Here is a 23,253-nt window from a genome sequence, read left to right on the forward strand (position 1 = left end):
GGCGCATCAAGCTAGCGTGTTTCGGAGCGAAACGGAATTCGCTTCGTGCAAAATGATACAGCAACTTCAATAAATTAATCCACATGCTGGCGATAAGATGAGATAATCGCAGAATGCCACCGCAGCCCTTGACGCGATGGCTTGGCACCGCAAGATGCGGCCGTCTTATTCCTGCCACCGGAGCTCACTTTCACGATGTCCCTGTCCGCCGAAGCGATTGCGACGCTGTCGCACGTGTCCACCGCCACCATCACCACCGTCCTGCTCAAGAAGGGACTGCGTAACGTCTGGATGCGCGGCACCAAACCCCTGAAGGCGGGGCAGAAGCGGCTGGTCGGACCTGCCTTCACGCTGCGCTTTGTGCCCGCGCGCGAGGATCTGGCGACACCGGAATCCTGGTCGTCGCCGATCTCGACCCGCACTGCGATCGAGGCGATGCCCGCTGGGTGCATTGCGGTGGTCGATGCGATGGGCATCACCGATGCCGGTATCTTCGGTGACATCCTCTGTGCCCGCATGGTCAAGCGCGGCGTGACGGCGCTGATCACCGACGGCGTCGTGCGCGACCTTGAGGGCGTGCTCGGCACCGGCCTGCCGGTGTGGTGCGACGGCTATGCGGCCCCGCCATCTGTTGCGGGCCTTACCTTCGTCGGCTGGGGCGAACCGATCGGCTGCGGCGGCGTCGCCGTGTTCCCGAACGACGTCGTGGTGGCCGATCAGGACGGCGCGGTGCTGATCCCGCAGGCGTTCCTCGATCACGTGCTGGCCGAGGGGCCGGAGCAGGAACGCATGGAGGCGTGGATCGTCAACGAGGTGAACAACGGGGCACAGCTGCCCGGCCTCTATCCCATGAACGCCGAGACCAAGGCGCGCTACGCCGCAAGCAAGAAGTAACATCAAGAGAACGAGGTAAGTCCATGGATATCCACGTTGCCGGCTCGCGGCCGACCCGCCGCGCGCCGAAGGAGCACTTCACCGGCACGGTGCTGCAGGATCCCATCAACATGGCGCCCGCGCCGGCGCGCCTGAACGCCTCGCGGGTCTCCTTCGAGCCCGGGGCGCGCACGGCCTGGCACACCCATCCGCTCGGCCAGACGCTCTACGTGATCTCGGGCATCGGTCGGGTGCAGGCCAAGGGGGGCCCGATCAGGGAAATCAGACCCGGCGACGTGGTCTGGATTCCGCCGAACGAGAAGCACTGGCATGGCGCGTCTCCGAACAACAGCATGACCCATATCGCCATGCAGGAGGCCCTCGACGGTGTCTATTCGACCTGGATGGAGCACGTCACCGACGAGGAATACAACGTCAAGGTCGGCTGACGCGCGGCTTGATGGCGTGCAGCGGGGCTTTTTTGTTTCTCGGCCTACGTAGCCCGGATGGAGCGCAGCGAAATCCGGGGCTTCTTGATGGGACGGCAACCCGGATTACGCTGCGCTCCATCCGGGCTACACAGGAGGCCTCAGTTCACCCGCGTCCAGGTCTGGCCGCCGCAGAACATGCCGCCCAAGGCGCAGCCCTGGACGCGCAATGTGTCGGCGCCTTTCAGCGCGATCGTGGAGTCGTAGGTGCTGCCGGTGTTCGGATCGAGAATACGGCCGCTCCACTTGTCCTTGCCGGGCTTCATGTTGATCAGGACCTGTTCACCGTTCTGGTTCGATCGCTTGTCGACGGCGTAGCCGCAGAGATTGGCGCCGCACTGCTCGATGCGAATCTTGCCATCCTTTTCTTCCGTCAGCCAAACGCCGAGCGGCGAGTTAGCCATCTGCGCCGGAGCGGTAGCGGGGCGCGTTGCAGGAGCTGGTGACGGCGGGATCGCGGCGACGGCAGGTGCTGGCGCAGGCCTTGCGGCCGGTGGCGGCGCGGCCTCCTGTTGCACCGGCGGCGCAGGTGGAGCAGGCGGAGGTGCTGGTGCGGCGGCGGTCTCGGCCGGCGCGACCGCGGCGGTCGCGGGTGCAACTGCAGGCGCGGCCGCTGCCGTCGCTGGCGGCGCAGCCGGGACGGCGGCCTGCTCGGCCGGCGCAGGCAGCGGGGCCGCCTCCGGAGCTGCGTTGGCGGGCGCGGCCTGCGGATCGGTCTTGGCCTGTTGCGCCGCGGCGGGCTTGCGCTTCTGGTCGGCGTCATCGCCCTTGGCACGCTTGGTCTTGCGCGGGGTGTTGTCGTAGACGCCGGGGATCGAGACCGTTCCGCGATCGGGATCGATCCGGATGGTGCGGCCGCCGTATTCGAAGGTATACTGGGCCTGCGCAGCAGCGGTGCTCGCCAACAAAAGCGTGGCGATAGCCAGAAGCTTCTTCATCTCGACCTCCAGTGCAGGGAATCCCATCCCCGAGACTACGCGGCGGCAGCCTCATTGAACGTGACCGAGGTCACGTTCAAAACATGAGTCGTGTGCTAACGGCTTTGGGTTCAAAGGGCTGAAATTCGGCCTAGTTTCGCCCTCTGAGGTGGTCAATTTTGGGCGCGGCGACGGCGAATTTGCCGCAGCTCATTCGAACCATGCAGTGTAGATCTTCCTGAACGTGCCATCCTCGATCGCGATGTGCAGCCATTGGTCGACGAAGGCCTTCAGCGCTACGTCGCGCTGCAGCCAATACGCCTTCTCCGAAAAGTCGAACGGCTTGTCCGGGTGCACCGCGCAGAGCACCCCGGGATGCAGCTTCTGCTGGTAGCGCGTCTCGGACGCGTCCGTCATCATCAGGTCGGCATCGCCCTTCGCGATCTCGTCGAAGATTGTGGTGTTGTCGTTGAAAACGCGGATTTCGGCGTTCTTCACATTGGCACGCACGAAACGCTCGTTGGTGCCGCCGGGATTGACGATGACACGGGTGCCAGGTCGGTCGATGTCGGCGATGGTGTCGAACTTGCCCTTGTCGGCGCAGCGCGCGATCGGCGTCTTGCCCTCGCGCATGATTGGCGTCGAGAACAGGCCCTTCTTCTGCCGGTCGAAGGTAATGGATACGCCGCCCATCGCGACGTCGAAACCGTCGGCCTCGAAATCCTTCATCAGTTGCGGCCAGGCGGTCGGCACGAACTCGACCTTGACGCCGAGCGCCTTGCCGAGCGCTTCGGCCATGTCGACGTCGAAGCCGCGGAAGGTCTGGGTCTGCTTGTCGAGATAGGTGAAGGGCAAATAGTCCCCGGTCATGCCGACCCGCAACGTGCCGCGCTTGACGATCTCATCGAGACGGGAAGGGGCGGCCTGCTGAGCGTTCGCCGCGGTGGCAAGGAACACCAGGACGAGGCCAGCCAATGCGCGAAACATCAAATTCTCCGTCAATCCCGATGACACGTCGTTGCCGAGCATTTAGACCAGATGTCGCGTTTGAGCCAGCATCGCGGGGGCCAGGGTGACCATTTCGCTTCACGAAGCGTCCGTCGGCGTCTATGTGCCGTATCTGCGCAATCTCGCTGGCCTGCTTGACCACGCCGCGGCCCATGCGACTGCGCGCAAGATCGATCCGGCGGTGCTGCTCGGGCTCAGGCTTGCGCCGAACATGTTCAGCCTGCGCCAGCAGGTCGAGGAGACCAACCGTCACGTCATTCTGAGCTGCGCGCTACTTGCCGGTTGCGAGCCGCTCGCCTTCGCAAACAGCGAGCGCGGCATCGCAAGCTGCGAGCCTGGCATCGCAAGCAGCGAGCCTGGCATCGCCGAGCTGAAATCACGGATAGCGGCGACGATCGATTTCGCCGAAGGCCTGCCACCTGCAGCGATCGACGCCGCTACAGACAAGGATGTGGTGTTCACGTTCCGGAGCGGGGCGACGCGCCAGTTCACGGGCAGATCGTTGCTTCTGACCTTCAGCCTGCCGCAGTTCTTCTTCCGCGTCGCGACGGCCTACGACATCCTGCGCCATGCCGGTGTCGACCTCGCCAAGAAGGACTTCTTGGGACCACCGCGAGCCCCGCAGGCGTAGAGCTTCTTCTTTGATCCTGATCTGTCCGATCGAAGCCCTACGCTTCGCTGTTGTCCTTGCGCGCGAGGTCCGCGGCGGCGGCGCGGCCAAGCATTTCCTGCTTGAAATGTTCGAAACGCTGCCGCGCTTCCGCCTCGCGCTCGTCGACGAATTTGATCGCTTCGTCGCTGTCGAACGGACCGTTGACGAGCGAAGGCGACGCCTCGCCGACGGTTTCGTCGACGAAGTAACGGCCATTGTCCTCGCGAACGGTCCATCTGAAGCGCAAGGCGGCCATGGGGCCGGGTCCGGCCTTGGAATAGCCGTTGGCCTCAATCGGCTGAATCGGCGGCGGCGCGGGTTGGATCGGCTCCGGCTCGATCAACTCCGGCTCATCCGGCGGGGGCAAGGGCGGCGGCAACACCACGAGCACCTCTTCCACTGAATCGGGTGACTTGTCCGGTGCCTTTTCTGCGGGCTTGTCAGATGCCTTGTCAGATGCCTTGGCCGCCTCGGGCGGCGAGGTCGTCTGATCCAGAATGCTCGCGATCGCCGCGAGCGCATTGTCAGTCGGGTCGCCTTGATTCACGGTTCAGCCTCCAGGCAGGCGCCCGAATGGCGCCTGGACGACTCCTATCTACCTGATGGGGCTGGATTTTGTCAGCCTACGCAGATACCGGCGGACGCCTGTCATTCCAGGGCCGGACTTGCTCGAGCTGGCTTGCGAGGCGGAACAGAAGCCCTTCCTGGCCGAGCTTGGCCGCGAACATCATGCCGAGCGGAAGTCCCGCCTTGTTCCAGGCCAGCGGCACCGACATCGCCGGCTGGCCGGACATGTTGAACATCGAGGTGCCCGGCATGTAGCGGCGCAGAATCGGCGCGATGTGACCGAGATCCTCGGACATCGTGTTCAACTCGCCGATCCGGATCGGTGGCGCGCACAGCGTCGGGCTGAGGAAGACGTCGCAGCCCTCGAAGAAGGTCGCAAGGCCGCGCGAGATCTGGAATGCGGCGAGCTGTGCGGCGACATAGTCGACCGGGGCTTGCTTCTGAGAATTCTGCGCGCTGGCGAGCGTCAACCGTTCGAGATCGTCGGACGTCAGGGGTCGGCCGACGCGCTGCTCGAGCAGTCGGACCGTCAGGGCGGTGTTGCCGCCGACGATCGTCGTCATGACGGCGGCCGGATCGGCCGCAAGCGGCGGTGCGCGCTCCTCGACATGATGACCGAGGCCGGCAAGCAGTTTCGCGATTTCGCGGACCGCCGCGGCGATCTCGGGATCGATGGCATCGCCATAGGGCGATTTGTCGGTGAAGCTGATGCGCAAGCGGCCGGGATCGCGGCCGACCTCCTGCGAGAACGGACGCAGCGGTGGCGGCGCGACATACGGGCTCGACGGCTCAGGGCCATGGATCGCGTCCATCATCACGGCGCTGTCGCGCACGCTGATGCTGAGCACATGGCCGACTGAAAATCCGCCCCAGCCTTCGCCCCGATCGGGGCCGAGCGGGTTGCGCGCCCGCGTCGGCTTCATGCCGAACACGCCGGAGGCGGAAGCCGGGATCCGGATCGAGCCGCCACCATCGCTGGCATGCGCCACTGGCAGGATGCGCGCGGCGACCGCCGCACCGGCACCGCCGGACGAGCCGCCGGAGGAGTGATCGAGATTCCAGGGATTGCGCGTCGGGCCGAACAGGCGCGACTCCGTCGTCGGCATCAAGCCGAATTCGGGGCTCGAGCTCTTGCCGAAGATTGTGACCCCGGTGTCGAGGAAGCGCTGGGCGAGCGTGCCGTTGTGATCGGCGACGAAGTCCTTGAGCAGGGTTGCGCCCGACGTGGTGCGCGTGCCCTCGAGGAGATCGAGGTCCTTCAGCAGGAACGGCACGCCGGTGAAGGGGCCGTCGGGCAGGCCTTTGGCGATCTGTCGCTCGGCGTAATCGTAATGCTTGACGACAACGGCGTTGATCTGCGGATCGATCTTCGCCGTGCGGGCGATCGCCTCGTCCAGCAACTCCTTCGGCGTCACCTCTTTCTTGCGCACGAGTTCGGCGAGGCCGACCGCATCGTGGTTGCCGAATTCCTTGAAAGCCATGTGCGTGCTCCTGGTCGCCGGGCCGAGCTTCAAGGATCGGCCGCGGCGCAGATTGGGGACGAGCGAAAGCTCAGCCGAGGACGTCCTGATTGATCACGTTCTGGCGCAGCGGAGTGCCGTCCAGCACGCTCAGGATATTGCGTGCCGTCTGCTCGCTCATGCGATCGACCGCTTCCACGGTGACGCCGGCGACGTGCGGCGCCATGATCACGTTCGGCAGGGTGTGCAGCGGCTGACCGACCGGCGGAGGCTCGACCTCGAACACGTCAAGGCCGGCGCCCGCCAGCTTTTCCGACACCAGCGCGTCGTGCAGCGCCTTCTCGTCGACGATGCCGCCGCGGGCGGTGTTGATGAGGTAGGCGGTCGGCTTCATCAACCTGAAGCGCGCCGCGTTGAACATCCCGACCGTTTCCGGCGTCTTCGGGCAATGGATCGTGACGAAATCGGCGCGCGGCAGCGCGGCGTCGAGATCCGGCACCGCCTCGCAGCCGGCGGCCGCGATCTCGCTGGCCGGCTTGTAGGGGTCGTACACCAGCACGTTCATTTCCATCGCAAGGCAGCGCTTGGCAGTGCGACTGCCGATGCGGCCGAAGCCGACGATCAGCACGGTCTTGCCGTAGAGGTCGAACGGCAGCACGCCGAGCCGGCTCGCCCAGGTGCCGTCCTTGACCACGGCGTGCATCTCCTGCGCCCGCTTGGCCAGCGTCAGCATCATGAACAGCGCCTGTTCGGCCACCGACGGCGAGTTCGCGGTGCCCGCCACCATCAGCGGCACCTTGCGGCGGGACAGCGCCGGCACGTCGACCGCGTCGTAGCCGACACCGATCCGGGTCACGACCTCCATACCGCCGGACGCTTCCAGCTCCGGTTCGCCGAAACGGGTGGCGCCGAGCGCCACGCCGTGAACCGGCGCGTGCTGCTTCAGCAGGGCCTCGAAATCCTTGGCCGAGATCAGGTTCGGAAATTCGATGAGTTCGACGTCATCCCGTTCATTCATGATCGCCCGCGCGCTGGGCGAGAAGGTCTGGGTGATGAAAATCTTCTTCTTGTTGGTAGCCATTTCCTGCCCTTGGCTGTTGCTTCTTGCGCCGTCAAAGGACAGCGCCGGTCACCTCGTTTAGCAAATGCATATTGTTGAGGTCCACAGCCATTCGAAGCGGGCGGCCATCCTGCGCGCCGGCGTTGGGATTGACGCGGCCGCAGATCTGGGTGCCATCGAGCGTGAAATAGACCAGCGTCTCCATGCCCATCGGCTCGGTGACGTCGAGGGCGGCGTCGAACGGCTCGACGCCCGGTTCTGCATGCATGCCGGCCTCGGTGACATGCTCCGGCCGGATGCCGAGCAGGAGCTTGTCGGTGCGTGGCACGGCCTGATAGCGCGCCGCGCATGCGGCCGGCAGCGGAAAGGCGAGGCGGTCGGTCACCCTCGCGTGCAGTTGACCTCCGACCTCCTCGAGACGGCACGGCACGAAATTCATCGCCGGCGAACCGATGAAGCTCGCGACGAAACGCGTCGCCGGCGTGTGGTAGAGCTCGTGCGGCGTGCCGATCTGCTCGATGCGGCCGTGATTCATCACCACCACGCGATCGGCGAGCGTCATGGCCTCGACCTGGTCGTGGGTGACGTAGACGGTCGTGGTGCGGACCTTCTGATGCACCTTCTTGATCTCGATCCGCATCTGCACGCGCAGCTTGGCGTCGAGGTTGGAGAGCGGCTCGTCGAACAGGAACACCTTGGGATTGCGAACGATGGCGCGGCCCATCGCGACGCGCTGGCGCTGGCCGCCGGAGAGCTGCTTCGGCTTGCGGTCGATCAGGTCAGTGATGTCGAGCATGCGGGCGGCTTCCGTCACCCGGGCCTTGATCTCGGCCTTGGGGTAATGCTTGAGGCGCAGCCCGAACGACATGTTCTCGGCGACCGTCATGTGCGGGTAGAGCGCGTAGTTCTGGAACACCATCGCGATGTCGCGATCTTTTGGCGGGACGTCGTTGACGACGTCGCCGCCGATCATGATGTCGCCGTCGGAGATGTCCTCGAGTCCCGCGATCATCCGCAGCGTGGTGGACTTGCCGCAGCCGGACGGCCCGACTAGCACCACGAACTCATGGTCCGCAATGTCGAGGTCGATGCCGCGCACCGCCTCGACGTCGTCGTAACGCTTCACCACCTTACGCAACGTAACGTCAGCCATGAGGTCAACCCTTTGTCGCACCGGCGGTCAGGCCGGCAATGTAGTAATCCATCAGGAAGGCGTAGATGATCAGCGGCGGTGCGGCGCCGAGCAGGGCTCCGGTCATGATCTGACCCCAGTTGAACACGTCGCCCTTGATCAGGGTGGTGATGATGCCGGCCGGCAGCACGAGCTGGTCGGTCGAGGTCGTGAACACCAGCGGATAAAGGAACTGGGCCCAGGAGACGGTGAAGGCGAAGATCGTCGCGGCGATCAGGCCGGGCAATGCAACCGGGATGAAGATCCGCGTCAGCGTCTGGAACCAGCTCGCGCCGTCGATGATCGCAGCCTCATCCAATTCCTTCGGGATCGAGGCGAAATAGCCGATCATGATCCAGGTGCAGAATGGCACCGTCAAGGTGGGATAGATGAAGAGCAGGACGTACCACTTGTTGACCAGCTGGATCCCGGTCCAGTCGCCGATCACGGCGAACATCTTGAACAGCGGAATGAACAGCAGGCTGTCAGGAATGAGGTAAGTCAGGAACACGCCAGTCGCGAGCGTAGCCGAACCCCAGAATCGCATCCGCGACAGCGCGAATGCCGCCGGCACGCTGATCAGCATGGTGATCGTCACCACGATGATCGAGACCCACGCCGAATTCCAGAAGAAGCGCAGGAACTGGTTCGATGTCAAAAGGCCGATGTAGTTTTCGAGCGTCGGATGGAACACCCACCACGGATTGGTCGCCGCCGAGATTTCCGCGCTGCTCTTGAGCGAGGTGATCAGCATGTAGAGCGGCGGCACCAGCGAGAAGATCGCAAACAGCGTCAGGAAGAAATACGACCAGCGTAGCGCCCAGGCGCGGTCGCGGCTCATGCTGCCATACTTGACCTTGCGGGTCGGTCCGGCCTTGTCGATCGTCGCCGTGCTCATCAGGCTTCGTTCCCGCGTTTGGAGACATCGCGCAGGATGAAGATCGCCGCGACCGCGAGGATCGGCACCATGAACAACGAGACGCTGGCGCCGAGCGGAATGTCGCTGCCCTCGATGCCGACGCGGAACGCCCAGGTGGCGAAGATGTGGGTGTGGTCGAGCGGCCCGCCGGCGGTCAGGATGCGCACGATGTCGAAATTGGCGAAGGTCACGATCAGCGAGAACAGCGTCGTGATCGCGATGATGTTGCGCATCATCGGCAGCGTCACGTACCAGATGCGTTGCCACCAATTGGCGCCGTCGATCGCTGCCGCTTCATAGAGCTGTTCGGGCACCGATTTCAGCGCCGCCAGATACATGATCATGAAGAACGGCGCACCGTACCAGACGTTGACCAGGATGACGGAGAACCGCGCCCACATCGCATCGCCGGTCCACGCGATCGGTCCGATGCCGAAGAACGACAGGGTGTAGTTGAAGGCGCTGTAAGACGGGTCGAACAGCCACAGCCAGGCGAGCGTGCTCATCGCCGGCGGGATCACCCACGGCACCAGCAGCATGCCGCGCCATTTGCGCTGCTTGTTGGCAGGCACGTTATGCACGAAATGCGCGACGATGAAGCCGATCAGCGCTTTGAAGATCACCGCCGAGATCGCGAAGATGCAGGACTGCTTGACGACCAGCCAGAAAGTTTCGCGCTTGAACAGGAATTCGAAATTGCCAAAGCCGACGAATTTCACCATCGACTTGTTCAGCGTCGCCAGATGCAGGGAATAGAGCGCAGGATAGATGACCAGGATGCCGATCAAGAGGATCAGCGGCAGCGTCATCAGGAACGCCGCGGTTGATTTTCGTCTCAGCGCATAGCGCATGCTGGAGCGCTTGCCGGTCCTCGCCGTGCGGGCGGCGGTGCCTTGCTGAACTACGACGTCGGCCATGATTGATGTCCCTGCGGAATGGGTCGCTGTAAAGCCGGCATGGGCCGACTTCCGGTCAGATGAACACGGGAGCGAATGCGCCGCCGCCCGTCGTCAAACAGGCCGACGGCGCATGCTCAGGTCTCAGGTCCGCATGAACCCTTCGCACTCGCCTTCAGCCCAAGCGAGCGTCTTCTCCATCGACTCTCCCTGATGATAGCGCAGGCACATCTTGGTCAGCGTTGCCTGGGCGTAGATCTGCTGAGCCACTTTCGGCGGTGCCGGCGATGTCGCGATCGACAGGATCTGGTGGTTATAGGGGTTCGGGTAATGGTACAGGGTGCCTTTCGGCGGCCCTTCCTCCTGCCAGACCTTCAGCGTCGTCAGCTTCTCGAACGCCGGCAGGTCATAGCCGCCACTCGCCACCACCATCTTCTCGATCGAGGCCGGCTTCGACAGGTGGACGAGCAGGCTCTTCGCGGCCTCCTTGTTCTTGGAGAAGCTCCAGATATTCCAGAAATAGGGCAGGAACGGCGCAAAGCGTCCTTTCGGACCGGCCGGGAAGCCGTGGGTCCAGCACTGCTCGGCAACCTGCGGCGCGTCGCGTTTTGCAACGGCCCAGGCGCTCGGCGGATTCATGATCAACGCGCCTCTGCCCGAAACCAGCCACTTGTTGTTGGAAGCATCATCCCAGGCGGCCGCGTCTGGCGGCAGGAAGCCGATGAGCCTCTTGTAGTAGTCGAGCGCCTGGCGCACCGCATCGGTCTTGACCGAGAGATTGCCCTTGGCGTCCACGAGCTGCGCGCCAAACGACTGGAAGATCGCGCCGCATGTGTCGACGCTGTCGGTGGTTTCGCCAAGTCCGATGCCGAAGGGCACGCCAGCCTTATGGCAGGCCTCGGCCGCCTTGAGGAAGGTATCCAGCGTCCAGTTGTCCGCCTTGGGCGGAGCGCCGGCGGGATACATCTCCTGCACGTCGATGCCGGCATGCTTCTTCATGAGGTCAATGCGCGAGCAGGGGCCCTTGATCTGGCTGCCCACGCAGGCGGGCACGCCCAGCCATTTGCCGTCGGCCTGGCCGAGATATTTCACCGTGCCGTTGACCTCGCCGTTCTCGGCGATGATCGGGCCCATGATGTCGTTGACGGATTCAAGCTGTTCCGAATTGGCGTGTGCCCACCAGGTCGGCATGGCGAGGATATCGTGGCCGGACTTCGCCTGCGCCTCGGCCGCGATCGTCAGCAGGTTCTTGTTGCCCTGGCTTGTGATGTAATCGATCTGGACCTCGACCTTTTCCTTCGCGGCCCACTCGTTGACGAGGTCGGTGGATGCCTTGTTGGCGCCAGGCACCCAGTGATCCCAGAAGCCCATTGAGAGCTTTCCGGCAGCGTAGGCGCCACGCACATAAGGTGCCGTGATCAGTGCCGCCGATGACAGCGCTGTCGCAGCAACGAATTGTCGTCGTGAAAGCTTCTTCCGTGTCATGGCGTTCCCTCCCTGGTGAGCCGACGGACAAAGGCTTTGGAAATCCCGTTGTTGTTTTTGTGTGCGCCGCTGCAAGGCGGAACCTAGAGATTTCGTTGTCCCGATCAGAACAGAATTGCCGGCGCCTGTCGAGAAATCAGATATGCGCCTCGCATTGAACTAACGTTGTGTACAAACCGGAGGCAGTGGTGCGCGCGGCGGCATTTGCGGTGCGATTTGGCAGCGCTATCAATTGTTCATGTTGCGGCGCACGCGCCGTCGCCATCGCTGCGCGCCAGGCGCTGCGCGGTTGCGCCGCAGGTTCTATGCGGCTGGATCCGGCCGATCGGTGACGGAAGCTTAAGTTATCTTCGTGCCCGGCCCGACCGATAGACTCGATCGGAGCGGAGCCGTTAGAATCCAGATTCGGCGACGTGTCCTCCCTCCGATGAACTTCAAACCCGTAAAACCCACGATCGATCATGGAGACCAGATCATGCCCAGCCCGGTAGCGAAGCTGCGCGCGCGGTGGAGACTGTGCGGCGCACTTGGCGTGGCCGCCGCCATGCTTCTCGCCGCACCTCACATCGTTGATGCGCAGATCGTGCAAGGCGTCGAGAAAGGCGCCCGCGAGGGCAACAAGGCGGCCGGGCCGGTCGGCGGCGTTCTGGGCGGCGCGATCGGCGGCGTGGTCGGCGTCGTGACGGGTGTCACCGGCGTCCTCACCGGCAACAACTCAAATAACCCCAACGGCAACGCGGCCAACGCCAAGACCGCACAGCCGCAGGCCGCCGCGCCCGGCGACAAGCAGGGCGCCAAGGCCACCAAATCGGCCAAGGTCGCCAAGGACAAGGGCGCCAAGCAGCCGACTGTCCTGACCCAGGACGGCGCGCCGCAACTCACGGCGGAGCAGATCGTCGCCAACAGCGATGCCAACATCGAGCGGATCAAGAAGGAACTGAACCTGACCGCGGAGCAGGAGAAGCATTGGGCCGGGTTCAACAGTGCAATGCACTATCTTGGCCATAATGGTGCCGATCGCCTCAACCTGCGGATCGCGCGCGCCCAGCGCGATCCGCCCGACGACGTCATCGAGCAGATGCGCAACGAGGCGCAGTTCCTGAATGACCGCGCGGTGGATCAGCGCAATGTTGCAGATGCGGCCGAGCCTTTGTTTGCGAGCCTCGACGACAAGCAGAAGCAGATCTTCATCGGGGAGATGGTCCGCCTCAGCCACGAGCGCGGGCTTGATTAGCAACGCGGCGCAAAAGTGGGGACGAATAGCCGGGCCGCCAGGCCCTGGGGTAGGGTTGAAGGCACGGGCACCCGGCTATCCTGCCGCAGCGGCGCGGCCCGCCTACCTCGTCAGCCAATGTTGAAGAAAAGCGGTCCAGATCGCGCCCGACTGATGGCCGAGTCGAGGCCTTGTCGGGAACCTGGTTGTACCGAGACAAACGACGTCGGCCGGCGTGTGGCCCCGCTCCGATACCGTCGATCGAACGCCGTGATCGGAGCACTGCCACTCAGGTCTTAGGGAAATTCAGCTCCACCCCGACGCCATCGGGATCGTAGAGGAAGATCTGGGTGTCGCCGGTGCGCGGCACGATCTGCTCACGGAATTTGACGTTCTTGGCTTGCAGCCGCTTGCGCACTCCTTCGATGTCTGTGGCGGCGAAGGCGATATGGTCGAGCCGGCCGGTGTCCTCGTATTTCCTCTCCGTGCCGCGCACGACGATGCCTTCGCGCGGCTTGCGGGTCCCCATCAGATGGACGGTCGCCTGTCCGCCCGAGTAGAGCCAGTAGCCCGGGAAATCGAGCGGCGGACGATCGCCGTTCTCGAGCCCGAGCACATCGCAATAGAACTCCCTGGCCTTCTCGAGATCCTGCGGTTCGATGGTGTAATGCTGCAGTCCGCCCAATGGCATGGTTCTTCTCCCTGAGAAATCGGGTTAGGCTTGGTGGATCGTCGCGGAGGCCGCGACGTCGGCCGACGCGTTCAGCTCCCTGTCGATTTGCTCGATCGACTTGCCTCGGGTCTCGATGCCCAGGAAATAGTAGACGCAGCCCGCCATCAGGAACCAGCAGCCGAGATAGAGGAAAGCGGTCGGGATCTGGGTCAACGGCACGTCCGGCTTGAGGTAGTTGCTCGAGCCGACGATCAATGCGAGGCCGACCGGCCCGATGATCTTGCCGATGCCGCCGAAGCCGTAGGCCGAGCCCATGCCGGTGGTGCGCAGATGCGAGGGCCAGACCTCCGCCGCGTAAGGGCCGACGATCGCGAAACCGCCGTCGGCGAAGAAGAACGCTGCGGCTAGGATTAGCCAGAACGCCGACATCCCGAACAGCGTGGCGTCGTAGTGATAGCCGGCGATGATGGTCAGGGCGCCCGCGCCGAAGCCGAGCAGGCCGCCGGCGGTGCGCCGCCCCAAAAGCTCCGAGAAGTAGGAGAAGGAGATGCGGCCGATGAAGCCGGAGACGCTGAGCAGGATCATCATCTTGGCGGCTTGCTGCGGCGCGACGTTCAGGAGCAACACGAACAGCGCCGGCGCCCACAACGTGATGCCATAGACGCCGGTCTGCGCGCCCGCATTGCCGAGCCAGGAGACGATCAGGCTGCGCGGATATTTGAACAGGTCGAGCCAGCTCGTCTTGACGATGGGGCCGGCATCGGCCGCGGTCGGCAGCGGCAGTTCCGAGGGCTGGACCTGCAGGGCCCAAGCGAGCGACTTGCGCGCTTCATCGTAACGTCCCTGGCGGCACAGCCAGCGCGGCGATTCGGGGACCCAGATGCGAACCAGCAGCACCAGGAGCGACGGCAGCACACCGATCGCAAACAGGAGCCGCCACTGGTCGGTGCCCATGACCGCTCCTAGAACCGCGCCGAGACCGACGCCGAGCGGGATCACGCAGGTAACGAGGCCGCCGACCCAACCCCGCTTGTGCGACGGCATGAACTCCTGGACCAGCAGCAGGTCCACGCAATAGAGCCCGCCGACGCCGGTGCCGACGAAGAAGCGCAGGATCGCCAGGTAGACCCAGCCATTGTCGGGCGTGAAGTAGAGCATGCCGGTCGCGACCGAGAAGTTCAGCACGGTGCCGATGAACACGATGCGGCGGCCAATCCGGTCGGCGAGCCAGCCCCAGAGATAGGCCCCCAGGATGGCGCCGATCCCGGAGCTCATCAGCACCGTGGCGGACTGGCCGAAAGTGAGCTTCCAGGGCCCGATCAGGAAGGCGAGCACGAAACCGATCAGGAAGTAGTCGAAGAACTCGAGTGCGTCGCCGATGATGGCCGCGGTGAGGATTTTGACCTGGTTGCCGGTCAGAGTCGTCCGGCGATCGAGAATCTCGAACATGGCGTCTCCCCTTGGCGCCTGTTCATTGTTTTGAGAGCGGGCGTCGCGCCATCGCACCGCCGATCGCCGAGGCTATCCTGCCGATGTCGCGAACGACAAGCCCAGGCCGGCGCGGGGCTCATCTGCGCACAGGCGATATTGGCGCTTGCTACTGCTGCGCACAAATCGCGGTGCGAGAGCCTGACACCGTAAGCTCCCGGCGTTGACTAATTGGCTCGCAAACGCCAAGCCTGCATGGAGACGCCACGAGGCCAAACCTGATGGATGAAAAGCGAAAGCATCCGCGCACCGAGGTCAACGAGCCCGCCTACGTGTCGTCAGGAGGTTCGGTCATGCATTGCGTGATCGTCAACATCTCCCCGGAGGGGGCGGCCATCGACGTCGAGAATCCGGCATTCGTCCCGCATCGCTTCCGCCTGGTGATGGCAAACGACTCCTCACAGGTCTACGAGTGCCGGGTGATCTGGACCAAGAGGAACAGGGTCGGCCTCAGCTTCGTGGCCTGACGCCGCCGACCGACAAATTCCGCCGCCATGCCGCAACGGTGCTAGGCTGAATGCGGTTTCGTTTCTGGAACGACAGGCGGTGCATCGATGACCCCGGAACCTGCCGCGATCTGCCTCGGCTGCTGGCAAAACATGCATATGCCGATCCCGCTGCGTGGGCCGTTGTCGGCGCCGTTCCGCCTGTTCGGCATCAAGCCGAGCCGGATGAATCCCAACACATGCACGATCTGCGAGATGGCGTTCTCGAAGGTCATGAAGGCGCGTGCCGTGACCATCGATGCCACGATCATGTTCGCCGATCTGCGCGGCTACACCACGCTGACGCAAACGATCGCGCCGGACGGCCTGACCTCGCTGTTGGATGCGTTCTACGATGATTGCGCCAAGGCGATCTGGCGCTACGACGGCATCCTCAACAAGACAATCGGCGACGCTGTGTTCGCGATCTTCAATTTCCCCGTGCGGCAGGACGATCACGCGGTCCAGGCGCTGATGGCTGCGCGCGAGATCCAGCAAAGCTTTCGCCGCCGACGCGACGAACTGGTGCGGATCATCGGTGCGGGCGATGTCGAGATCGGCATCGGAATCGGGATGGACAGCGGCGACACCAATTTCGGTGAGTTCGGTCAGACCCATCGGGACCTGACGGCGGTCGGGACCGTCGTCAACCGCGCCGCGCGTGTGCAAGGTGCTGCAATGTCTGGCGAGATCCTCGTCACCGCATCGGTTCGCGATCGCACCGGCGACATGGTGACGGCAAACGGGACCGACTACGCGCTGAAGGGTTTTGATCAACCGGTGACGTTGTTCCCTGCCTGAACTGACGCAACGCAAAGGACGGCTCCGGCACGTCGTTGCGCGCCGAAGCCGTCGGGGATGGTCGTTTGCCGATTACGAACGTCGCCTAAACGGGGCCACGTCGCGTTCGTTCCGTGTCTTGTGGGAATAGTTGGGTTCCAGTTCCAGATCAGCGCTTCTGCCGCGCGTTTTGTGACGGACATTGATCGTCGCGGGCAGGGTGCTGACGGACGGCTCCGCTCTTTGCCGGGCATCTTGCAAAGCATGGCGCTATATTCTAGTACTAGAATATGCCGAAAGAAAAGCTGTCCGATGCCGAGTTCGCCATCCTGAGCCTGCTCGGCGAAGGCAATCGCTACGGTTACGAGATCGAGGCGCTGATCGAAGCCCGCGGAATGCGCGAGTGGACCCCGATTGGCTTCTCGTCGATCTATTTCCTGCTCGACAAGCTCAGCAAACGCGGGCTGGCCCGGCCCTCGAGGGCCAAGCGCGGCGCCAAGGCGGCCAAGGTGTTCTCGATCACGCCGCAGGGGCGCAAGGCATTGGTAGCGACCACTGTGCGGCTGCTGGGTGAGCCCAACCGCATCTTCCCGGAAGTCCTGCTCGGAATGGCCAACTGGGCGGGACTCGATGGCGCCTGCGGTCTTGAAGCGCTCGGGCGGCGTTCGGCCGCGCTGTCGGTCGAACTCGCCCGCCTCCGGGAGAAGCGGGAAAGCCAGCGGCCGCTGCCCGACTTCGTCGAATGCCTGTTCGACTACACGATCACGCAGATCGAGGCCGACCTGGCCTGGACCCAACGCACCATTCACAGATTAGGGACGAACGTGGACAAGATCGATTTCAAGAAGAAACTCGCAACGCTCTATAGCGCGCCGGCCGGCAGTTTTGCCATCGTCGACGTGCCGGTCATGCAATTCGTCAAGATCGATGGCTCAGGCGATCCAAATCGTGATCCTGCCTATGCGCGTGCCATCGAGTGGATTTATTCCACGAGCTACGCCATGAAGTTCGCCGCCAAGGCCAAATTGGGCAAGGACTACGTCGTTCCGCCCCTCGAAGGCCTTTGGTGGGCCGACAATCCGGATGATTTCGTCGCGCGCCGGAAGCATCTGTGGCGATGGACGATGATGATCATGGTGCCCGACTTTGTCGAGAGCGCCCTGTACGAGGCGGCCGTGGAAAAATCGCGTGCCAAGCTCGGTGAGCCACCGGACACGCTCCGCCTCGAGCCATTGGACGAAGGGCGATGCCTGCAGACGCTCCACGTCGGCAGCTACGACAACGAAGGTCCGACGCTCGCCAGGCTTCACAGCGAGATCATGCCCGCGAAGGGCGTGACGTTCGCGGGGCCACATCACGAGATTTATTTGTGCGATGCGCGCAAGACGCCACCGGAAAAGCTCAAGACGATTTTGCGGCAACCGGTCAGGGACGCTGGTTGAGGCAACGCCTGAACACGCGGCTTGCGCCCATAGCTCGTGAATGAACCTGGACAGGTTGTTTCAGGTCAGCGCCACATACCGCGCATTTTTGCGCGGATGTCGATCGTTGCAGTCCGGCCGGCCGGTGATGCTTCGGCCGCAGCCGCGCGCGGCCAGATCGTCCGCTCGAACATCGGCAGCAGCTTCTCCGGGATGAAGCGGGTGCGCGAGGCGTACATGTGGCGGTCGCCGCGGGCAGCTTGGCCGTGGACGAAGAAACGCTGCGGCACGACCAGATGCAGATCGTCCTTGGCGCGCGTCATCGCGACATAGAGCAGGCGGCGCTCCTCCTCGAGCTCCGCGCTGGTGCCGGCACCGAGGTCGGACGGCATGCAGCCATCAACGACGTTGAGCACGTAGACCGATTTCCATTCCTGCCCCTTCGCCGAATGGATCGTGGACAGGATCAGATAGTCCTCGTCGAGCAGCGGCACGCCGGCCTGGTCGCTGGTGGCATCGGGCGGATCGAGCGTGAGCTCGGTCAGGAAGCGTTCGCGCGACGGATAGCCACCGGCGATCTGCTCGAGCTGGATCAGGTCGGCGCGGCGGACCTCGCTGTCCTCGTGGATGCGATCGAGATGCGGCTCGTACCACAGCCGCGCGCGCTCGATATCGACAGGCCATTCCGAGTAGCTGAGGTTCTCGATCGCCTGGACGAACAGCCGCCAGTCCTCGCCGGTGCGCGGCGGCGAGGGCAGGGCGGCGAGCGCCGCGATTGGATCGGCCGCTTCCGCCATGCGGTCGAGCACCCGTTGCGCCGATGCCGGCCCGACGCCGGGCAACAGGTGCAGGATGCGGAAGCCGGCGACGCGATCACGCGGATTTTCGACGAAACGCAGCAGCGCCAGCATGTCCTTGACATGGGCGGCATCCAGGAACTTGAGACCGCCGAACTTCACGAACGGAATGTTGCGGCGGGTGAGTTCGACCTCGAGGGGGCCGCTGTGCGACGAGGTGCGGAACAGCACGGCCTGGTGCTTCAAGAGCGCGCCCTGCTCGCGATTGGCCAGCACCTGCTCGACGATGTAGCGCGCCTGGTCCGCCTCGTCGCGGACCGCCACCAGTTGCGGCTTCTGCGCCGACGTCCGCTCGGTCCAGAGGTTCTTGGTGAAGCGCTCCTTGGCGAGTGAGATCACGCCGTTGGCGGCTGCGAGGATGGATTGCGTCGAGCGATAGTTGCGGTCGAGCGTGACGATCTCGGCGGCCGGGCTGAACTGGCCCGGAAAGTCGAGGATGTTGCGCACGGTCGCGGCGCGGAAGGAGTAGATCGACTGCGCGTCGTCGCCGACCACGGTGAGGCCGCGGCCCGCCGGCTTGAGCGCCAGCAGCACCGATGACTGCAGGCGGTTGGTGTCCTGATATTCGTCGACCATGACATGGTCGAAGCGGCCGCCGATCTCTTCGGCGAGCGCGCTGTTCGTGACCATCTGCGCCCAATAGAGCAGGAGGTCGTCGTAATCGAGCACGTTCTGCTGCTGCTTGGCCTCGACGTAAGCTACGAACAGCCGCTTCAATTCACCGGCCCAGCCCGCGCACCACGGGAAGAACTGGCCGAGCACCGCCTCGATCTCCATCTCCGCATTCACGCAGCGCGAATAGATCGCAAGGCAGGTCCCCTTGGTCGGAAACCGGCTTTCGGTCCTGGAGAACCCGAGGTCGTGGCGGACCAGGTTCATCAGGTCGGCGGAGTCCTCGCGGTCGTGGATGGTGAAGGCGGGATCGAGCCCGATGCGCTCGGAGTATTCGCGCAACAGCCGCGCGCCGATGCCGTGGAACGTGCCGGCCCAGCTCAGCGCATCCGTCATCACGGAGGCCTTGTCGCCGAGCACGCGGCGCGTGATGCGCTCGACGCGCGCGGCCATTTCGGCGGCGGCGCGCCGGGAGAACGTCATCAAGAGGATGCGACGTGGATCGGCACCGGCGACGATCAGATGCGCGACGCGATGGGCGAGCGTGTTGGTCTTGCCGGAGCCCGCACCGGCGATCACCAAGAGCGGCGTGCCAATCGTGCCCTCCGGGCCGACGCCGTGCACGACGGCGCGGCGCTGCTCGGGATTGAGCGCATCCAGATAGGCTGTGTTGGCAAGGATCGGCACGAATCACCCCCACCAAACGCTAACAGACATCGGGATGATTGGGGGCAACGCTCCGATACGGCGGAAGCAATTTAGATTGACATTAACGCCTCACATTGCACAACCGCGCCATGGGTGACGTATCCAGTTCCGAAACGCCGTTGAGGGCGACGTTCAAGCTGCGGCTGAACGGCGAGACGGTGACGCTTGCGACCGTCGGCCAGGCCTATCGCTTCATCACCAATCTCAGCGCCGTGGAATGGATGGAATTCCGCTCGCTGCACGCCGATGCCGTCAGCGCGCTGGAGAACGCGGCCGGCAACGCGATGCTGACGATCCAGGCAACCAGCGCGTTGCGCGCGTTGTTTGTCCGCGCGAGGCTGCTCTAACAATCGATGATCCGGGAAAGAAACGGACCGCCTGGCTTTCGCAGGCGGCCCCAGATTGCGGCCGAAGCAGCCACCTTCAGGCCCCGGTGTGTACCGCCGTTACCTTGTTTGCGGCCATAACGGAGACGCCGATACGGGAAGGGCATTGATTCGGCTGTAGCGGCGGCACCACAGTCAGTGGCCTGTATCGTCGATCAGCCGGTCGTACAACAACGCGGACCGCAGGTTGATGGTGGCGGTCTTGAGGTAGCGCGCTTCCCGCATCGCGTTGTTGAACATCATGATCGCGGTCCGCCAGTGCGTGCGTTCGCGCTGGTCGGCGTTCAGCGCGGAGAGGAAGTCCGCCGCGTCCCCGACAGTTTCGAGGACCCGTCCGTCTTTCAGCGCGATCGCGAACGCGAGCGGCGATCGCTTCTCCAATTCCAGCACGTAAGGCACTCCGGCGCAGGCGACGACAAGGCAGACTTAGCTGCGTCGCCTATACCATTTCTTAACGCTGACTCGCCCGTGCTTCGAGGCGAGCTCTAGAAGGAGTTGGCCAGTGCGATCTCGGCATTCAGGGCGCTGATGCGGCGTTCGGCTTCCTCGAACGTCAGGTCGCGCGCGTATTGCTTCGGCTGATAGGCCTCCTCGGCAAGGCTCCGCAAACGGGCGGCTTGGGCACGGGTCATTTGCCCGCCGATCCGCTCCTGAACCCCGCCAAACCTCACCGCTGCCATGCTCATTTTTCACCTCGTAGGTCGAAAGCTGCATTGACAATATGTTCTATTTTTGTTCTAAAAAGCCATGGACAACAGAATTAATGAAATTCGTCGTAAGATCAGCGCCTTGCGCGCGGAGATGACGCTGGTCGAGGCCGCGATCCGCGACCAGGTCAATCGCGACATGGATTGCAGCGCGACGTCCATGCGACTGATGGCGATGCGGGCCGAGGTCGCTGAGCTGATCCGGCAATGGCAAGCATCCGGTGGTGGCGATCACCTGCCGACCGTCCGCGAACGGCTGAGCCGAAGCCTGAGCGACCGGCCGGTCGCAAAGGTGAAGGCGCTGAAGCCAAAGCCGAGCAGCGCTAACGCTCGCGCCTGATTGCTCGTCGATCGACGGCCGGCCGCCGCGACATGCCGCAAAAGGCCACAATTGGGTTTCAGCCGCGGAACCATTAGCCGGGGTCCGGAATTTTCTGCTGGTGAGGCTACCGCACTCTCATCGACCGACGTCCATGATCGCCGACAGGACCGCTCCACCTCGAGCCTCGGTGAATGACGATCGCAGTCCGCTCCTGACGCTGATCTCCTGCATCGGCTGCAACAGGACGATGCGTCTTGAGACGAGCTATCCGGGCAGCGAAGGCAGGGACATCATCCAGTACCGCTGCGAGCGGTGCGGCCGAATCGAACGGGTGGAATTGATCCGGCGAACTTGGCCGACCGATCGCTAGGCACGCTTGCCGCCGAAGAAAGTTCCCGCTCGCGGGAACTTTATTTTTCAATCGCGATTAGGGCCTTAGGTTTCTCTACCGAGATAAGTCACCGCTGTTTCTCGCTTGATTAGATCAAGAGCACTCATTCTTATGTTCGCGCCGATTTGCGCGAGTCTGTGGATTCGCGTCTGGCGTGCAGGGGAAATTCCATGACCGATCTCGGTTCCGCACCTCGTCCCCGTACTGAAACGCGTCGCGCCAAATCTGCCAACGGTAACGTCGATTCATCGCAGGACCTGCTGCAATCGCTGCAGGCGATGCGGGCTGGCGATTTCTCGGTGCGCATGCGGGGCGACTATCTGGGCATCGAAGGCAAGATCGCCGACGCCTTCAACGAGATTGCCGCCGCCAATGAGCGCATGGCCCAGCAGCTCGCGCGCGTCGGCCAGGTGGTCGGCCGCGAAGGGCAGACGCGCCAGCGCGTCAACTTCGGGCTCGCGAGCGGATCCTGGGCCGACATGGAAAGCTCGATCAACACGCTGATCGACGACCTGTTGTGGCCGACCCGTGAGGTGACCCGCGCAGTCGCCGCAGTGGCGCAAGGCGACCTGCTGCAAACCGTGCAGCTCGACGTCGAGGGCAGGCCGCTGCGCGGTGAATTCCTGCAGTCGGCGAACATCGTCAACACGATGATCAAGCAGCTGTCGGTCTTCACCTCCGAAGTGACGCGCGTGGCGCGCGAGGTCGGCACCGAAGGCAAGCTCGGCGGCCAGGCCCAGGTGCCGGAAGTCACCGGCGTCTGGAAGGACCTGACCGAGAGCGTCAACTCGATGGCCAACAATCTGACCGGCCAGGTCCGCAACATCGCCGAGGTGACGATCGCGGTCGCCAACGGCGACCTGTCGAAGAAGATCACGGTCGACGTCCGCGGCGAGATCCTGCAGCTGAAGGAAGCCATCAACACGATGGTCGATCAGCTCCGCTCCTTCGCCTCGGAGGTGACGCGTGTGGCGCGCGAGGTCGGCACCGACGGCAAGCTCGGCGGCCAGGCCATCGTGCCCGGCGTCGCCGGCACCTGGAAGGACCTGACCGACTCCGTGAATGCGATGTGCGGCAACCTGACCGCGCAAGTGCGCAACATCGCCAACGTGACCACCGCCGTGGCGCGCGGCGACCTCTCGCGCAAGATCACGGTGGACGTGCGCGGCGAAATCCTCGAGCTGAAGGACACCATCAACACCATGGTGGACCAGCTCAATGCCTTTGCCTCCGAAGTGACGCGCGTGGCGCGCGAAGTCGGCACCGAAGGCAAGCTCGGCGGCCAGGCCCAGGTGCCCGGTGTGGCCGGCACCTGGAAGGACCTCACCGATAACGTCAACTTCATGGCGTCAAACCTGACCGCGCAGGTCCGTAACATCGCCGATGTCGCAACCGCGATCGCCGGCGGTGACCTGTCGAAGAAGATCACGGTGAACGTGTCGGGCGAAATCCTTCAGCTGAAGGAAACGCTCAACACGATGGTGGACCAGCTCAACGCCTTCGCTTCGGAAGTGACGCGCGTGGCGCGCGAGGTCGGCACCGAGGGCAAGCTCGGTGGCCAGGCCAACGTGCTCGGCGTCGCCGGCACCTGGAAGGACCTGACCGAGAGCGTCAACTCGATGGCGTCGAACCTGACCGCGCAGGTCCGCAACATCGCCGAGGTGACGACGGCGGTCGCCGGCGGCGACCTGTCGAAGAAGATCACAGTCGACGT

At 63.9% G+C, this 23,253-nt stretch carries 24 protein-coding genes; 10 read left to right on the forward strand and 14 right to left on the reverse strand.

Translation table 11 applies throughout. The annotated features are described in order from the left end of the window. Positions 1 to 195: 195 nt before the first annotated feature. Both ACFFWD_RS30760 and ACFFWD_RS30765 read left to right on the forward strand, forming a co-directional pair. Positions 196 to 894, forward strand: a complete 699-nt coding sequence (locus tag ACFFWD_RS30760; RefSeq protein ID WP_376971775.1) for a ribonuclease activity regulator RraA — start codon at positions 196 to 198, stop codon at positions 892 to 894. Between the two features lie 23 nt (positions 895 to 917). Further along, a complete protein-coding gene (locus tag ACFFWD_RS30765; RefSeq protein WP_376971777.1) occupies positions 918 to 1,322 on the forward strand; it encodes a (R)-mandelonitrile lyase in 405 nt (134 codons plus the stop codon). 140 nt (positions 1,323 to 1,462) lie between these two features. On the opposite strand, the gene ACFFWD_RS30770 is transcribed toward ACFFWD_RS30765, so the two are convergent. Together ACFFWD_RS30770 and ACFFWD_RS30775 are read right to left on the reverse strand one after the other, a co-directional pair. Further along, entirely contained in the window at positions 1,463 to 2,299 is an 837-nt protein-coding gene (locus tag ACFFWD_RS30770) for a DUF2147 domain-containing protein (RefSeq protein WP_376971779.1), read from the reverse strand. 189 nt (positions 2,300 to 2,488) lie between these two features. Further along, positions 2,489 to 3,265, reverse strand: coding sequence for a transporter substrate-binding domain-containing protein (locus ACFFWD_RS30775; protein WP_376971781.1), 777 nt, complete (start codon positions 3,263 to 3,265; stop codon positions 2,489 to 2,491). Positions 3,266 to 3,350: 85 nt separating this feature from the next. Here ACFFWD_RS30775 and ACFFWD_RS30780 point away from each other — a divergent pair, with 85 nt between their 5' ends. Then, on the forward strand, positions 3,351 to 3,917 hold the full coding sequence (locus ACFFWD_RS30780) for a DUF1993 domain-containing protein (protein ID WP_376971783.1): 567 nt from the start codon (positions 3,351 to 3,353) through the stop codon (positions 3,915 to 3,917). A gap of 37 nt (positions 3,918 to 3,954) precedes the next feature. Here ACFFWD_RS30780 and ACFFWD_RS30785 read toward each other — a convergent pair whose 3' ends face one another. From ACFFWD_RS30785 to ACFFWD_RS30815, 7 genes are all read right to left on the reverse strand, one after another. Further along, positions 3,955 to 4,485 (reverse strand): hypothetical protein, encoded by a 531-nt coding sequence (locus ACFFWD_RS30785; RefSeq protein ID WP_376971785.1) that lies wholly within the window; start codon positions 4,483 to 4,485, stop codon positions 3,955 to 3,957. A gap of 76 nt (positions 4,486 to 4,561) precedes the next feature. Next, the gene (locus ACFFWD_RS30790) at positions 4,562 to 5,986 is read right to left on the reverse strand and encodes an amidase (protein WP_376971787.1); all 1,425 of its coding nucleotides are present in this window, start codon (positions 5,984 to 5,986) and stop codon (positions 4,562 to 4,564) included. Positions 5,987 to 6,056: 70 nt separating this feature from the next. Then, on the reverse strand, positions 6,057 to 7,046 hold the full coding sequence (locus tag ACFFWD_RS30795; protein ID WP_376971789.1) for a hydroxyacid dehydrogenase: 990 nt from the start codon (positions 7,044 to 7,046) through the stop codon (positions 6,057 to 6,059). A gap of 31 nt (positions 7,047 to 7,077) precedes the next feature. Then, positions 7,078 to 8,178, reverse strand: coding sequence for an ABC transporter ATP-binding protein (locus tag ACFFWD_RS30800; RefSeq protein WP_376971791.1), 1,101 nt, complete (start codon positions 8,176 to 8,178; stop codon positions 7,078 to 7,080). Positions 8,179 to 8,182: 4 nt separating this feature from the next. Then, on the reverse strand, positions 8,183 to 9,094 hold the full coding sequence (locus ACFFWD_RS30805; protein WP_376971793.1) for a carbohydrate ABC transporter permease: 912 nt from the start codon (positions 9,092 to 9,094) through the stop codon (positions 8,183 to 8,185). Next, positions 9,094 to 10,032 carry a carbohydrate ABC transporter permease gene (locus tag ACFFWD_RS30810; protein WP_376971794.1) on the reverse strand — a complete coding sequence of 313 codons (939 nt, stop codon included), beginning with the start codon at positions 10,030 to 10,032 and terminating at the stop codon, positions 9,094 to 9,096. Before ACFFWD_RS30810 ends, ACFFWD_RS30805 begins: the two co-directional genes overlap by 1 nt. 123 nt (positions 10,033 to 10,155) lie before the next feature. Then, complete coding sequence (locus ACFFWD_RS30815) at positions 10,156 to 11,496, reverse strand: ABC transporter substrate-binding protein (protein WP_376971795.1); 1,341 nt, start codon at positions 11,494 to 11,496, stop codon at positions 10,156 to 10,158. A gap of 475 nt (positions 11,497 to 11,971) precedes the next feature. Between ACFFWD_RS30815 and ACFFWD_RS30820 the strand changes: the two genes are divergently transcribed. After that, complete coding sequence (locus ACFFWD_RS30820; RefSeq protein WP_376971797.1) at positions 11,972 to 12,730, forward strand: Spy/CpxP family protein refolding chaperone; 759 nt, start codon at positions 11,972 to 11,974, stop codon at positions 12,728 to 12,730. Between the two features lie 268 nt (positions 12,731 to 12,998). Here ACFFWD_RS30820 and ACFFWD_RS30825 read toward each other — a convergent pair whose 3' ends face one another. Both ACFFWD_RS30825 and ACFFWD_RS30830 read right to left on the reverse strand, forming a co-directional pair. Next, a complete protein-coding gene (locus ACFFWD_RS30825; protein ID WP_376971799.1) occupies positions 12,999 to 13,400 on the reverse strand; it encodes a VOC family protein in 402 nt (133 codons plus the stop codon). Positions 13,401 to 13,424: 24 nt separating this feature from the next. Continuing rightward, on the reverse strand, positions 13,425 to 14,831 hold the full coding sequence (locus ACFFWD_RS30830) for an MFS transporter (protein WP_376971801.1): 1,407 nt from the start codon (positions 14,829 to 14,831) through the stop codon (positions 13,425 to 13,427). Between the two features lie 260 nt (positions 14,832 to 15,091). Here ACFFWD_RS30830 and ACFFWD_RS30835 point away from each other — a divergent pair, with 260 nt between their 5' ends. From ACFFWD_RS30835 to ACFFWD_RS30845, 3 genes are all read left to right on the forward strand, one after another. Further along, entirely contained in the window at positions 15,092 to 15,337 is a 246-nt protein-coding gene (locus ACFFWD_RS30835; protein WP_376971803.1) for a PilZ domain-containing protein, read from the forward strand. 87 nt (positions 15,338 to 15,424) lie between these two features. After that, complete coding sequence (locus ACFFWD_RS30840; RefSeq protein ID WP_376971805.1) at positions 15,425 to 16,156, forward strand: adenylate/guanylate cyclase domain-containing protein; 732 nt, start codon at positions 15,425 to 15,427, stop codon at positions 16,154 to 16,156. A 269-nt stretch (positions 16,157 to 16,425) separates the two neighbouring features. Further along, entirely contained in the window at positions 16,426 to 17,577 is a 1,152-nt protein-coding gene (locus ACFFWD_RS30845; RefSeq protein WP_376971807.1) for a GyrI-like domain-containing protein, read from the forward strand. A 65-nt stretch (positions 17,578 to 17,642) separates the two neighbouring features. Here the strand turns inward: ACFFWD_RS30845 and ACFFWD_RS30850 are convergent, their stop codons facing one another. After that, positions 17,643 to 19,712: an ATP-dependent helicase gene (locus tag ACFFWD_RS30850; RefSeq protein WP_376971809.1), complete on the reverse strand. Its 2,070-nt coding sequence runs from the start codon at positions 19,710 to 19,712 to the stop codon at positions 17,643 to 17,645. A 110-nt stretch (positions 19,713 to 19,822) separates the two neighbouring features. Between ACFFWD_RS30850 and ACFFWD_RS30855 the strand changes: the two genes are divergently transcribed. Next, entirely contained in the window at positions 19,823 to 20,080 is a 258-nt protein-coding gene (locus ACFFWD_RS30855; RefSeq protein WP_376971811.1) for a hypothetical protein, read from the forward strand. Between the two features lie 174 nt (positions 20,081 to 20,254). Here the strand turns inward: ACFFWD_RS30855 and ACFFWD_RS30860 are convergent, their stop codons facing one another. Both ACFFWD_RS30860 and ACFFWD_RS30865 read right to left on the reverse strand, forming a co-directional pair. Next, entirely contained in the window at positions 20,255 to 20,509 is a 255-nt protein-coding gene (locus tag ACFFWD_RS30860; RefSeq protein ID WP_376971813.1) for a hypothetical protein, read from the reverse strand. Positions 20,510 to 20,604: 95 nt separating this feature from the next. Further along, the gene (locus ACFFWD_RS30865) at positions 20,605 to 20,805 is read right to left on the reverse strand and encodes a DUF3072 domain-containing protein (protein ID WP_376971815.1); all 201 of its coding nucleotides are present in this window, start codon (positions 20,803 to 20,805) and stop codon (positions 20,605 to 20,607) included. Positions 20,806 to 20,866: 61 nt separating this feature from the next. Between ACFFWD_RS30865 and ACFFWD_RS30870 the strand changes: the two genes are divergently transcribed. Beyond that, entirely contained in the window at positions 20,867 to 21,166 is a 300-nt protein-coding gene (locus tag ACFFWD_RS30870; protein ID WP_376971817.1) for a hypothetical protein, read from the forward strand. A 651-nt stretch (positions 21,167 to 21,817) separates the two neighbouring features. Next, the coding region (locus ACFFWD_RS30875) for a HAMP domain-containing protein (protein ID WP_446680532.1) at positions 21,818 to 23,253 on the forward strand (1,436 nt) is incomplete at its 3' end.

Source organism: Bradyrhizobium erythrophlei (assembly GCF_042430365.1).
Taxonomy (GTDB): domain Bacteria; phylum Pseudomonadota; class Alphaproteobacteria; order Rhizobiales; family Xanthobacteraceae; genus Bradyrhizobium; species Bradyrhizobium erythrophlei.